Raw genomic sequence first — 13008 nt, 5'->3', positions numbered from 1 at the left:
GCCCGACGGAACCCCGACCGTTCCCGGCCGCTTGTCCTTCTCAAGCCAAGGGAGAGCGTCATGACCGACCCGAAGACCGAAAACGAGGAAAGCCGCGAAGCCGCCGCCATGGGCGAGAAGTCGGACCTGGGCCATACTCGGGACGCCCTGAACAAGGCGCTGGAAGGTACGGATTCGGGTTCGGACACGCGCGCCGGATCGCTGCGCGGCGGGTCCGCCTCCGGCTCGGACATTGATCCGGACCAGGACGTCATCAACGAGGCTCTCGCGCGAGAGGGAATCGCGGCGCGCGACGCCGCCTCACGCCCGGCCGGCGGACCGGAGCAGGCCCGCAAGTCGACCGGCCAGCCCGGCGACGACGTCGACGCCCCGACCGGTTGAACCGCCTTGCTGCCGCCGCATGGATAGGCCACGGTGTGATTTCAAGTGGCGGCATTAAGGATGTAGTCGGAATGAAGCGTTGCGTGGCGATCGGAGTCCTGGCGTTCAGCATGGGCCTGTCGGCGTGCGACGGCCCGGCCGCTCCCCAGGATGAAGCGCTGGCCGCGACGACCGAAAAGGTCGAGACCCCGGAAGCCGTCGCAAGCGCGCCTCGGCCCTACAACGCCCCTGTCGCCGACGCTGTCCCGGCCGAAGTCATAGCAGGCGCTCCGACGTTCGCCGCCCTATATCCAGGCGCCCAGGCCGACGGCGCGCCCGTCGCCGCCAACGGCCCCAACGGGCCCGGCGGCCTGATCACCTTCAACACCGACGCCACGCCCGACTCCGTCGTGGCCTTCTATCGTCAACGCGCAGAGCAGGCGGGCCTAGCCTCCATCATGGCCATGAACCAGGGCGAGGCCCGCGCCTATGGAGCCGCCGCTCGCGACCGCGGCGCCAGCCTGCAGGTCGTGGCCGCCCCTGGCGAAGACGGACTGACCTCGGTGCAACTGTCCTGGAGCGCCGGCGCCTGATGCGGGCGAAGTCGCCGCAGTTCGGGTCGGCGGCCGCCCCAGCCCTGGCCTCGGCGGCCCTGCTGGCCGCCTGCGCGGGGACGCCCGCCGCGCTCCGCCCCGAAGCCGCCCGCCCCGCCGATCTGGCCGGCTATCTGGACGAGGCCACGCTGGTCCGCCTGGCGGACGCGGTTCCGCCGCCGCCAGCGCCCGGTTCCGCCGAGGATCAGGACGACAAGGCGCGCTCGGCCCGCTTCGCCGCCCTGGAAGACACCGACCGCTGGCTGCTGGCCACGGCCCACGCCGAGTTGCGGCCGCCGCTAGCGCTTCAGCATTTCGACTGCGCCCTGAACGCCCGTCTGGACCCCGCCGCCGTTCCGCAACTGACCCGGCTGATGCAGCGGCTGTTCCATGACGCGGACAGCGCCGCCGAGCGCGTCAAGGCGCGCGCTCATCGCCCCCGCCCGGTCGGCGACGACCTTCAGCGAAACGCCTGCCAGCGCCTGACCGAGGCGGGGCGTCGCAGCCCCTCCTATCCCTCGGGCAGTTCGACCGTCGGCGCCGTCTATGGCGAAGCCTTCGCCGCCATAGATCCCCCCCATGCCGAAGCCGCCCGCCGCATGAGCGACGAGTTGGGCCGAAGCCGCCTGGTCTGCGGAATGCACTATCCGCGCGACGTGGCCGCCGGCGACGCCCTGGGTCGCGCGGTGTTCCGGGCCGCAGTCGCCCAGCCGGCCTTCCAGGCGGATCTGATCGCCGCCCGCGCCGAGTTGGCCGCCGTTCAGGCGACTGGCGCGCGCAACCCCGGCTGCCTCGCCGAAACCCGGGCGCTGGCGACGCCCCTGCCCTGATGACGGTTCTCGCGGCCCTGCTGCTGGGCGCCGTCGAAGCCTGGTCTCTGCCTGGCGCAAGGCCCTGCACTCCGTCGGAAATCGCCGCTCTGACGGGCGAAGCCGACGCGCCTTACATTCTGACCTGCCGCGCCGTACTGACGCCGAACCAGACGATCATTCGTCCTGTCCGTATCATCGGCGCCGAGGCGTCCGGCGCCGGCCTGGACTGCGCCGGAGGAAGCGTGGGACAGGCGGGCGTCACGGTTGCGGCCTCCGCCCCGACCCTGGCCGTCTGGTCGCGCCGCATCAATGCGGACACATGGAGCCGCCCAACCGACATCCGCATCAGGAACTGTCTGATTCACGGAGCCGTTCGAATCTGGGGCATGGGCGGCGACGGAAGCTATGATGATCTGCGCGCTTCGTCCCGCACGCCCGAGCACACGGCGCGCCTGCAGGCCGCAGCCCCCAGCCATGTGATGCTGGAGCGGGTGACGATCCGCGCATCCGGAACCATTCCGCTGTACGTTGGCCCCGGCGTCACCCGCCTGAGCCTGGTCCGCTCGACCTTGGACGGCCGCAGCGTCTCGACCGCGATCTATCTGGACGCCGAAAGTGCGGACAATCTGATCGAGAACAATCTGATCCGCACCGAGACGCCGCGCGAGAAAATCGCCGTCGACGGTTCTGCCCGCAACCGCATCGTCGGCAACCGCTTCGAGCTGGGCGGGCGTCCAGGCGTCTTGCTTTATCGCAACTGCGGCGAACGCGGCGTCATTCGTCATCAAACCCCCTCCTACAACACCATCACCGACAACATTTTCAGCGACGCCGGGCGCTTGCGGCCGCGCCTGGTGGTCGAGAATGCGCGTCAGGGACGCCGTTCCTACTGCAGCGCCGACCGCGGCTACCCCTGGGGCAGCAGCATCGATGATCATGACGGCGCTTCCAATAACATTGTTAGTCAGAATTTCAGAAAATGAGCGTAATTATTGCTGATTTTTCCGAATATACTTCAAAAATGGGTTATTTTTCCCACCATGTGCTATTATTGACGCAATTCCGACTTGCTTGAGGCAAGCCTCGCCGTAAGGTCGCCATGCAGACCACAGGGATCTGCAGTGCCACGAGCCGTCCGTTCGGCCCCGTCGTAAGGAGGCGAACGACGACTTGTTTTGTCCAGGAGAGGGTCTCTTTTGAGAAAGAGAATTGTGCGCGAGTCCTTGCTCGCTTCGACCATCATCGGGGGCGCCGCCCTCAGCTTCATGGCCGCCACGCCGGCATTCGCCCAAACGGCCGAAGAAGAAGTTTCCGAAGTCAGCGCCATCGTCGTCACAGGCTCGCGCATCCGCCAGCCAGGCTATGAGGCGTCCAGCCCCATCACGTCGCTGAGCTCCGAATCCATCGCCATGTCGCAGCCCGTCGCGGTTGAAGAACTGGTCAAGGATCTGCCGGCCGCCGTGCCGGCCGTCGGTTCGGCCACCAACAACGGCTCGGGCGGCGGCGCGACCATCAACCTGCGCGGTCTGGGGACCAATCGCACCCTGGTCCTGATCAACGGCCGCCGCGTGGTGCCGTTCAACCTGGAAGGCGTGGTCGACACCAACACCATCCCGCTGGCCCTGGTCGAGCGCGTCGACACCGTCACCGGCGGCGCCTCCGCCGTGTACGGCGCTGACGCCGTCGCAGGCGTGGTCAACTTCATCCTGAAGAACAATTTCGAAGGCGTCGAGGTCAACTCCTCCTACGGCTTCTCGGGCGAGGACGACGCGGTTCGTCGCAAGTTCGACGTCACAATCGGCGGCAACTTCGCCGACGATCGCGGCAACGCCGTCGTCAGCTTCGGCTACACCAAGACCGACCCGCTGTATCAGGTGCGTCGTCCCTGGGGCGAGGTCGCGCTGTCTTCGACGACCGGCAAGCCGCTGGGCTCGGGCACCTCGGTCCCCGGCCGCTTCGACCTGACCCCGGTCAGGGGCGGCGTCGCCCTGCCGTCGGGCGCTGAGCTGGACCCCACCACGGGCGCCCTGATCGGCTCGGACCACCCGAACTACAACTCGGCCGGCTACAACTACAATCCGTACAACCTGTATCAGACGCCGCTAAGCCGCTACCAGATCAACGGTCTGGGCAGCTTCAAGATCAACTCGGCCGCCGAAGTCTACAGCCACCTGACCTACGTCCAAAGCGACGTCTCGCTGGACAACGCTTCGAGCGGTACCTTCGGCAACACCTACAAGGTGCCGATCGGCAACCCGTTCATCCCGGACGCCATGCGCCAGCAGTTCTGCGGCGCCCTGTTGATCGACCCGGCCAAATGCGTCTCCGGCGCGGCCGGCGACACCATGATGGACCTGACCATCAACCGCCGCTTCACCGAAATGGGCACCCGTCCGGTCGACATCGAGAACAAGACGGTTCAGCTGCTGGCCGGCGTTCGCGGCGACATCAACGCCGACTGGAACTACGACGCCTACATCTCGCACGGTGAAACCGAGCAGTTGCTGACGCGCCGCAACTGGGGCTCGCTGTCCAAGCTGCGCAACGCCCTGAACACCGTCTCGGCGACCGAGTGCCTGGTTCCCGGTTCCTCGACCCCGGTCGCGGGCTGCGTGCCGATCAACGTCTTCGGTCCTGAAGGCACGATCACCCAGGAAATGATCGACTACATCAACCTGTCGTCGATGAGCAAAACCACGATCAAGCAGGACGTGGCCTCGGGCTCGATCTCGGGCATCCTGCCTGAACAGTTCAGCAGCCCCTGGAGCGATCGCCAGATCGCCGTCGCCTTCGGCGCGGAATGGCGCCGGTCCAGCGCCGAGACCCGCGGCGATGCGGCCTCGCAAGCCAACGGCGAAATCCTGGGCACCGGCGCGCCGGTTCCGGATCGCAACGGCCAGTTCGAACTGCGTGAAGCCTTCGCCGAACTGGCGGTGCCGCTGATCGAGAACATGCCGTTCATCCACAGCCTGAACCTGGAAGCCGGCTACCGCCAGACCGAGTTCAAGGCCGGCGGTTCGAAGACCAACTACGGCAGCTACAAGTTCGGCGGCGACTGGTCGCCCATCGAGGACGTCCGCATCCGCGCCATGTATCAGCGCGCCACCCGCGCTCCGAACATCGGCGAGCTGTTCAACCCGCAGGTCACCGGCCTGGGCAACATGGCGATCGATCCGTGCCAGTTGGACCTGATCAACAGCGCCGACGCCAACACCGCCGGCACGCTCAGCAACCTGTGCCGTCTGACCGGCGTGCCGGAAGGCGCGATCGGCTACGTGGCCAAGCCCAATTCGGGCCAGGTCAACCAGCAGACCGGCGGCAACCCGAACCTGGGTCCGGAAGAGGCTGACACCTGGACCATCGGCGCCGTCTGGCAACCGGCCTTCGTGCCGAGCCTGCGCCTGAGCCTCGACTACTATGACATCAAGATCGACAAGACGATCAACAGCCCCAGCCTGGCTGATGTCATGAACGGCTGCTACGACAAGGCTCTGAACCCAACGCTGGCGTTCAACGAGAGCTGTGCGGCCATCCAGCGCAGCGCCGCCAACGGCTCGCTGAACGGCGTCGACGCCAAGGGCGTCATCCGTCCGACGACCAACGCCGGCAACGAGCGCGTCTCGGGCTTCGACATCGCGGCCAACTACCGCGTCGAACTGTCCGACTTCGGCTGGGGCGACATCGGCCGCCTCGACCTGAGCGTCAACGGCAGCATCCTCACCAAGCACGAAACCCAGGCCACCCCGGTCTCCGTGCTGCGTGACTGCGTCGACTACTACTCGGTCTCGTGCGGCGAGCCCAAGGTCAAGCAACGCTGGAACAGCCGCGCGACCTGGACGCTGGGCGACTACTCGGCCTCGCTGAGCTGGCGTCACCTGTCCGGCGTCGAAGTCGAGCCGAGCAGCACCAAGTGGTTCCCGGACTACGCCCAGATCGACAGCTACGACTACTTCGACCTGAGCGGCCGCTGGGACATCACCCAGACGGTGCGTCTGACGGCGACGATCAACAACCTGTTCGACAAGGCGCCGCCGATCGTCGGCTCGCAGATCGGCACCACGTCGGCGAACAACGGGAACACCTTCCCGCAGACCTACGACGCGATCGGTCGCTACTTCACCTTCGGCGCCACGCTGAAGTTCTGATAGCGTTCAACGCATAAGAAGAGAGGCGGAAGACCCCGGTCTTCCGCCTCTTTTTGTTTGTGGATCAGCCGGTTTCTAGGAGCCGGATCAGGCCGGGCGGCCCGCCGCCAGGGCGCCGTAGAGGTCCGTCCGGCGATCGCGGAAGAAACCCCAGGCCGCACGGTGGCGATCCAGAAAGTCCAGATCAAAGGTGTGGACCAGGACGCCCTCCTCCCGATCCAGGCTCTCGACCAGGTCGCCGCGATGATCGGCGATGAAGGAGTGGCCATAGAAGGTCTGGCCTGCCGCCGTCACCTGCTCATGGCCGATGCGGTTGGCGCCGACGACCGGCACGACGTTCGATACGGCATGACCCTGCATGGCGCGGCGCCAAGGAGCGGCGGTGTCCAGGGTGTCGTCATGCGGCTCAGTGCCGATGGCGGTCGGGTACAGCAGCACCTCGGCGCCCTGCAGCATCATCGCCCGCGCCGTTTCGGGGTACCACTGGTCCCAGCAGATGCCGACGCCGATGCGGCCGAAGCGCGTGTCCCAGACCTTGAAGCCGGTGTCGCCGGGGCGGAAGTAGTACTTCTCCTGATAGCCGGGGCCGTCGGGAATGTGGCTCTTGCGATAGACGCCCATCAGCTCGCCGTCGGCGTCGATCATCACCAGGCTGTTGAAATAATGCGGCCCCTCGCGCTCGAAGATGGAGACGGGCAGGACGACGCCCAGTTCCTTGGCCACCGGCTGGAGCTGGGTGACGGCCGGATGCTCGCGCCACGGATAGGCGGCGCCGAACCACTTCTCTTCCTGCGAGACGCAGAAATACGGCCCCTGGAACAGCTCCGGCGCCAGGATGACCTGGGCGCCCTTGGCCGCGGCTTCGCGGATGAAGCCGATGGTCTTGTCGATGTTCGCCTGCATGTCCTCGCCGTACGAGGTCTGAATGGCGGCGACGGTGATCTCACGGGCCATTAGGCGGGCTCCTGCTGGCTGATGCAGTGGAACGAGCCGCCGCCCGACAGGATGGCGGTCGACGGCAGGGGGATGATCTCGCGATCGGTGAAGACGGTCGCCAGGGCCTCGCAGGCCAGGCGCGCGGCCATGTCGTTTCCGTAGGTCGGCACGACGACGGCGCCGTCCGCGATCAGGAAGTTCATGTGGCTGGCCGGGACGGGACGCTCGTCCTCATCCAGGATCAGGCCGGGCGACGGGATGCGCAGCACCTTGATCGGACGGCCGACGGCGTCGGTCATGGAGGCCAGGGCCTGGGCCGTCTCGTCATAAACCTCGGCGTTGGGATCCTTGGGGCCGAAGGCGATCGGGCAGGCCGCCACACCCGGCGCGACGAAGCGGGCCAGATTGTCGACATGGCCGTCGGTGTGGTCGTTCAGCAGGCCGTCGCCCAGCCACAACACCTTCTTGGCGCCGAGAGCCTCCGCGAAGGCGGCCTCGGCCGTTTCCGCTGTCCAGCCGGTGTTGCGGTTGCGGTTCAGCACGCACTGGCGCGTGGTCAGCACCGTGCCCTCGCCGTCATGATCAACGGCGCCGCCTTCCAGGATGAAGTCGTGACGGGTCAGGGCGACGCCCGTCTGTTCCCCGATCTGGTCGGCGACCTCGTCGTCGTGCGGCAGGTCGTACTTGCCGCCCCAGCCGTTGAAGACAAAGGCCTGAGCCGAGGCCGAGCCGGGGCCGAAGATCGGCCCGGTGTCGCGCAGCCAGATGTCGCCGAAGCGACCGGCCACGACCGTCACGCCAGCCACATCGGCGAAGCGCGCCTGCGCGTCGGCCAGGGCCTCGTCATTGCCGACCATCAGCTTGACCTGCTCGCGACCCGGCCCGACCAGGGCGCGCACCAGGGCCTCGACCTCGGCCTGCGCCGGTTCGAGGTTGTCCTCCCACAGATCGGCATGGCTGGGCCAGCCGACCCACATCGCACGATGCGGCGTCCACTCAGCAGGAACAGGCAGGGTCATGGGCGAAGTCATGGGGCGAAAACGTCCACATAAGAGGGATGAAGCACGAAGGGGGCGAGATAGGCCCTGACGGCTCCGGGTTCAATGGCGACGGCGCGTTCGCCCGTTGGAGCCGCCAACCCCTCAAGCAGCGCCACCGCGCGTCAGGGCCGCCTCAGTAAAGAGAAAGGGCGGCCCGTCGCCGGACCGCCCTTCCCGTCTCACACTATCGTTCGCTTAGAACTTGTAGCGAACGCCGAACTTCACCTGCCACACTGACTGGTTGTTGTAGTTGGTGGCCGTCCAGTCACGGAAGCTGTCGTACTGGTAGAAGTTGCCCGCCCCAGCGACACAGCTCGAGATCTGGCAGTTACGCGCCGTGACCGCGCGCGAGAAGTAGGGGAAGCCCACTTGCTGCACCACGCCCCACTCGTCGTTGAGCAGGTTGCCGATGTTCTCGATATCGACATAGCCTTCCAGCTTGGCGCCGCCCGGGAAGAAGGCCGGCAGCTCTTGCGAGATACGCAGGTCGAAGCGAGTCACGTCCGGCGACTTGAAGCCGTTCCGCGGCGTGATCTGACCGGCGTATTTGATCAGACCCGAACGCTGCAGGTACTCATTGAAGCCCGCGAAGTCGAAGTTGTTCGCGAAGGTCGCGATCGGATCGCTGGTCGCGGTGACCAGGCCGTTCGAGTCCACAGCCGGCACATACAGCAGTTGGCGGTTGCGGCGGCCGTACTCGTTGGCCTCGCCCACCAGGTTGGTGCTGTTGAAGGTGTGGCTGAAAGGCAGACCCGAGCGGCGCTCGCCGAACAGGTTGAAGCTGGTGCGATAGTCGCCGAAGAACTTGCGGCTATAGCTCAGGTTCAGCTTGGTCGAGTGCTTGATCTCATAGTTCGAGGTCGCCACGCCCGGGCTGTTCGGGTCAAAGACCGCAACCTGGCCGAAGTTCGACGCGGCCACCGACGAGGTGCCGGGGTGGACTTCGGTCGCATCGACGTAGGTGTAGGACAGGTCGAAGCCCAGGCCTTCGGCCCAGCCTTCGTACCAGGCCTTGTTCACGCCGACGGTGAACTGATCCGTCTTGCCGCCCTTGAAGTTGGTCAGCATCAGAACGACCTGGCTGCCGTTCGGGCCCGAATAGGTCGGACGACCATCCGGCGCGACGCCGTTCTGGCGCTTGGCCATGTTCAGATCGACCCAGCCGATGGCGTTTTCGACTTCCGAGTGCACATACTCGGCGCGAACCGCCCAGCCGTCGCCCATGCTCCAACGGTTGAGGTCGAAGTCCTTGGTGAGGCCCAGCGACGTCTTCCAGATCGAAGGCGCCTGGAAGGTCGGGTCGATCACGTTGATCGCGCCCGTGCCCAGCTTGGCGCTCTCGGTCACGGCGTCCTTGGCCACTTGGTTCGGATTCAAACCATCGACGTTGGTCAGCGCCGCCAGTTGCGCGGTCGAGCAGACCGGAACGCCGGTGTTGACGTTCTGGCTGGTGTAGCCGTTGACGCGGCACTGGAACTGGCCGATCAGGTTGCCGGGGTTCGAGAAGTTGTTCGAAACCCAGACGGTCGGCGAACCGCCCGAGAACAGGCCGAAGCCGCCGTAAACGTTGAAGGTGTCGTCAACGCGGTAGTTGAAGCCGAAGCGCGGCTGCAGCAGGCTGATGCCGTCCAGATTGTGAGTGTTCGAGAAGCCGTACTTGTCCTCAAACGCTTTGTTGTACAGCGGCTCGTCCGACATCTCGTACCAGTCGAAGCGCAGGCCGGCGCGCAGCGTCAGGCGATCGTTCACATCCCATTCGTCCTGGGCGAACAGGGTGTTGGTCGTGTAGCCGAAGCTCGCGCCGCCATCGACCTTATTGTTGGTCCCGGCATTCTGGTAGTTGATGTAGGAGGCGCGACGGTTCTGCAGGTCGGCCAGCGATGCGAATTCATACTCGCCGTTCGCGGCCTGCACGAAGACGTTGTAGATTTCGAGATCTTCACGCTCGTAACCCGCCGTCAGGCGGTGACCCGCGTTCTGATACTTGGCGACGAAGCGGTACTGGTTCAGATCGTTCGTCAGCGAGTTGGCGTGACGCGAACGCTCCGGCCCGAGCACCACCGAGCGGCGCTGCGTGGCGCCCACCGGGTCCAGGTAAACGCGGAAGGCCGCGAAGTCCGAACCGCCCAGGTTGCTGGTGATGTTCTCGCTTTCCTTGCGCGAGATAGACAGTTCGGTCGAGAAATTGTCGGTCCAGTCCGAGAACAACTGGGCCTTGTAGGCCGTGATGTTGCTCTGGAAATCATACCCTTGCGACAGCAGGCCGACGCTCGGCGTGGTGTTGCTGGTCGAGGTGCCGTTCAGGCTCAGACGCGAACCTTGGGTCTGCTGATAGGACGCAACCGCGCGGTGACGGTCGTTGATGTTCCAGTCCAGCTTGGCGAAGTACTTTTCGTCGAAGGTGGTCAGGTCGCTCGTCGACCAATCCAGCGGATCGTAGCCATAGACCGACTTCACGGCGTTACGGACGGAATCGACGTCGGCTTGCGTAATGCCCGGCACTTCGTTGGTGGCGCCCGACCCCGTCGGACCCGAAAGCACCGGCTCGGTCGCTTCGAACTTCTCGTAGTTCAGCAGGAAGAACAGGCGATCCTTGATGATCGGACCTGACAGGGTCGCGCCCCAGGTCTTCTCTTCGAACTCGCCGGTGACCGAACGATTGATCGTCTCGCCCGACGACATGTCTTCATACGAGAAGCTGTCGCCCTGCAGATCCTGGTTGGTGATCTCGTAGAAGGCTTCACCGTGGAACTCGTTGCCGCCCGACTTGGTGACCGAGTTCACCACGCCGCCCTGGAAGGCGCCGTACTGGACGTCATAGGGGGCGACATCGACCTGAACCGCTTCCAGGACCGAAATCGAGATCGGCGAGTTCACCGTCGGATAGCCGTTGGGCGACAGGCCGAAATCGTCGCCCTGACGGATGCCGTCGACCAGGAAGGCGTTGGTGCGGCTGTTCTGACCGCCCAGGATCAGGGCGTCGCTGTTGGTCGAGTCGACCGACGCGAACGGCGAGGTGCGGACAAAGTCCTTGATGTCACGGCTGATCGTCGGAAGGGTTTCGAGCTCCTCGGCGCCGATACGGGTGCGCGGACCGGTGATCAGGCCGCCGCCGCGAACGCCGCGCACGACCACGTCGGCGACCGAGGTCGCGTCGTCCGAAGCCGAAACCGTCGCCGTCAGGTTCAGAGCCGTCGGCGAACCGATGCTGACCGAGGGAACCTGCCCCGAGACTTCGCCCTGCGCCGTCAGCGCCGTGACGACATAGGGGCCGCCGACGCGCAGGTTGCGCGCCGTATAGCCGCCGTCAGCGCCCGTCACCGTGGTGGTGCTGGTGCCCGAGGGGACGTGGGTGACGACGACCGTGGCGTTCGCCATCGGCGCGCCCGACGCATCCGTGATCACGCCGCGAATGCCGCCGGTCGTTTCTTGAGCGAAGGCGGCGCTGGACGTGGCCAGCAGGATGGCCGCTGCGGAAACCCCGTAGGCGAGGTTGCGGTTGAACATGTGTGCGATCCCCTTGCAGCGCCAGCCGGAACAGCGATCGGCGCATCTGGTCATTGATGGGGCGGCTTTAGGCCCGTCATCATACGTCAGGGCGACACTTAGATGACAGAAACGTGACAGCCCTCAGGGGTGGCCGTTACGCCACACCCCGAACGTCGTCATTCAGCCGTCGCCCCAAGGCGTCAGCCACACGTTCAGCGGTCGCGCCTAGCGCGCGCGGCTCGTGATAATTGCCATTGATCTGGGTCCGCCCGATCACATAGGCGCGGAACGCCGCAAACAAGGCGCGATCCGCCGGCTCAGGAGCTCCCCAGAAGGCGTCCAGACTCTTCTGGTCCGTCAGCCCCTCGAAGTCAAAGAAGGCCTTGCCCAGCACCTTGACCGGCGTGCCGAAACCCAACGCCGACAGAGCGGCGCTCGAGTTGTTGACGACCATGCCCTTCGACGCCCGGCACAGTTGCGCCAGATTGCCGCCGTCAATGAAGTCAACGCGCCCCGACAAACCGTATTTGGCGGCAAGTTCGCCTGTCGCGCGGTTCAGATTGATGACGCCGGCGTCCAGAGGGTGGTTCTTGACCAGCAAGCGCGCTTCAGAGGGCGCCGACCGAGCGAAACTATCCATCACCCGATCAAGGAAGGACAGGTTGTCGTGAATATCGGAATAACGCAGCAACTGGGCGTCGCCGTCGCGCTGAAGACACGCAATGAAGAAGGAGCCCTTGAGGCTCAGACGTTCCGCCGCCCGGTCGCCGGACAAACTGAAGGTCAAGCTCAGATAGCGACGGACATGGCCGAGGCACTGCTGCAACGGCGAGATCGTATAGTGATGCCGATGACGAGGGAACGACAGCCGCCCAAACGGCTGAACCGCGTGATAGCGGCTGATGTTGATGACATGGTGCGGCAAGATTTTGCCAACCGGATGCGACACAGGGATTTCAGGGGGCGGAGGCGGATAGCCTGCAGCGGAGCGCGGCAGGCCGCTTGAGCCGTTGACCCCGTTTCTTTCCAGCGTGATCCAGTCCGGTCGGAAGTAGCCGTTTTCAAGAACCCAGACGCGCGCGGGCAAATGTTGCGCCTGACTCAGCACGCCTTGGTTGTAGGGACCGCCTTCGCCGAAAACGAGGATGTCCGTGAACTCTGCAGCCAGCCGCGAGACATGAACTGCCCACGAGTCGGCTGATTCACGATAGGCGACGCCGCCCGCTCGCCGCCAGTCCGCGACGTCGCCTGCGTTGAACAGCATACGCCGAACCTCGCCGCCCCGCGCCTCGATCGCGCCCGCCAATCGACGCCCGAAGGGACCGAACGGGGCAGACACAATCAGGAAGCGGCGCCCCGTCAAGCTGACGACGCCGACATCTGAGACCGGGAAATCTGGATCAAAGGGCGCGAGCAAACGCTGATATCTTTCTGAAAGGCAAGCTCTCTTAGAGGCTCAACCTCAGTTTCACCAATAGAAAAAGCACTGCACGCTCAGTTGTCAAACACAACCGCCGAACCCAGGAAACTGAGCTCGGCGGAAGGTTTGACCGGTACTTCTCAGGTCGCGGGGGCTGGAATGAACCAGCCCCGTTGAGCCTTAGAAGTTGATGTCGACGGTGGCGCGGCGGTT

At 65.3% G+C, this 13008-nt stretch carries 9 protein-coding genes; 5 read left to right on the top strand and 4 right to left on the bottom strand.

The annotated features are described in order from the left end of the window. Nucleotides 1-60 precede the first annotated feature (60 nt). The 5 genes from AC3A3G_RS15120 to AC3A3G_RS15100 all read left to right on the top strand — a co-directional run bounded on the left by AC3A3G_RS15120 (nucleotide 61) and on the right by AC3A3G_RS15100 (nucleotide 5910). A complete protein-coding gene (locus tag AC3A3G_RS15120) occupies nucleotides 61-381 on the top strand; it encodes a ribonuclease (RefSeq protein WP_125902032.1) in 321 nt (106 codons plus the stop codon). 83 nt (nucleotides 382-464) lie between these two features. Then, nucleotides 465-953, top strand: a complete 489-nt coding sequence (locus AC3A3G_RS15115; RefSeq protein WP_487488606.1) for a hypothetical protein — start codon at nucleotides 465-467, stop codon at nucleotides 951-953. Further along, complete coding sequence (locus tag AC3A3G_RS15110) at nucleotides 953-1783, top strand: phosphatase PAP2 family protein (RefSeq protein WP_487488605.1); 831 nt, start codon at nucleotides 953-955, stop codon at nucleotides 1781-1783. The genes AC3A3G_RS15115 and AC3A3G_RS15110 overlap by 1 nt, the downstream gene beginning before the upstream one ends. Next, nucleotides 1783-2748 (top strand): right-handed parallel beta-helix repeat-containing protein, encoded by a 966-nt coding sequence (locus tag AC3A3G_RS15105; RefSeq protein WP_200168582.1) that lies wholly within the window; start codon nucleotides 1783-1785, stop codon nucleotides 2746-2748. The genes AC3A3G_RS15110 and AC3A3G_RS15105 overlap by 1 nt, the downstream gene beginning before the upstream one ends. Nucleotides 2749-2961: 213 nt before the next feature. Continuing rightward, nucleotides 2962-5910: a TonB-dependent receptor domain-containing protein gene (locus AC3A3G_RS15100; protein ID WP_234288036.1), complete on the top strand. Its 2949-nt coding sequence runs from the start codon at nucleotides 2962-2964 to the stop codon at nucleotides 5908-5910. An 87-nt stretch (nucleotides 5911-5997) separates the two neighbouring features. Here AC3A3G_RS15100 and aguB read toward each other — a convergent pair whose 3' ends face one another. The 4 genes from aguB to AC3A3G_RS15080 all read right to left on the bottom strand — a co-directional run bounded on the left by aguB (nucleotide 5998) and on the right by AC3A3G_RS15080 (nucleotide 12792). Beyond that, the gene (gene aguB / locus AC3A3G_RS15095; RefSeq protein WP_200168583.1) at nucleotides 5998-6864 is read right to left on the bottom strand and encodes an N-carbamoylputrescine amidase; all 867 of its coding nucleotides are present in this window, start codon (nucleotides 6862-6864) and stop codon (nucleotides 5998-6000) included. Next, nucleotides 6864-7865 carry an agmatine deiminase family protein gene (locus tag AC3A3G_RS15090; protein ID WP_200216541.1) on the bottom strand — a complete coding sequence of 334 codons (1002 nt, stop codon included), beginning with the start codon at nucleotides 7863-7865 and terminating at the stop codon, nucleotides 6864-6866. The genes aguB and AC3A3G_RS15090 overlap by 1 nt, the downstream gene beginning before the upstream one ends. 216 nt (nucleotides 7866-8081) lie before the next feature. Beyond that, nucleotides 8082-11393: a TonB-dependent receptor gene (locus AC3A3G_RS15085; protein ID WP_487488604.1), complete on the bottom strand. Its 3312-nt coding sequence runs from the start codon at nucleotides 11391-11393 to the stop codon at nucleotides 8082-8084. 136 nt (nucleotides 11394-11529) lie between these two features. After that, a complete protein-coding gene (locus AC3A3G_RS15080) occupies nucleotides 11530-12792 on the bottom strand; it encodes a capsular polysaccharide export protein, LipB/KpsS family (protein WP_487488603.1) in 1263 nt (420 codons plus the stop codon). Nucleotides 12793-13008: the final 216 nt, after the last annotated feature.

The sequence above is a fragment of the Brevundimonas sp. Soil_N_31 genome, from assembly GCF_057655995.1.
This window is presented reverse-complemented; position numbering and strand designations above follow the sequence as displayed.

Bases quoted from the DNA above. Each gene is read 5' to 3' on its own strand.
- AC3A3G_RS15120 (WP_125902032.1), top strand. From the start codon at position 61: ATGACCGACCCGAAGACCGAAAACGAGGAAAGCCGCGAAGCCGCCGCC.
- AC3A3G_RS15110 (WP_487488605.1), top strand. From the start codon at position 953: ATGCGGGCGAAGTCGCCGCAGTTCGGGTCGGCGGCCGCCCCAGCCCTG.
- AC3A3G_RS15105 (WP_200168582.1), top strand. From the start codon at position 1,783: ATGACGGTTCTCGCGGCCCTGCTGCTGGGCGCCGTCGAAGCCTGGTCT.
- aguB (WP_200168583.1), bottom strand. From the start codon at position 6,864: ATGGCCCGTGAGATCACCGTCGCCGCCATTCAGACCTCGTACGGCGAG.
- AC3A3G_RS15090 (WP_200216541.1), bottom strand. From the start codon at position 7,865: ATGACCCTGCCTGTTCCTGCTGAGTGGACGCCGCATCGTGCGATGTGG.
- AC3A3G_RS15085 (WP_487488604.1), bottom strand. From the start codon at position 11,393: ATGTTCAACCGCAACCTCGCCTACGGGGTTTCCGCAGCGGCCATCCTG.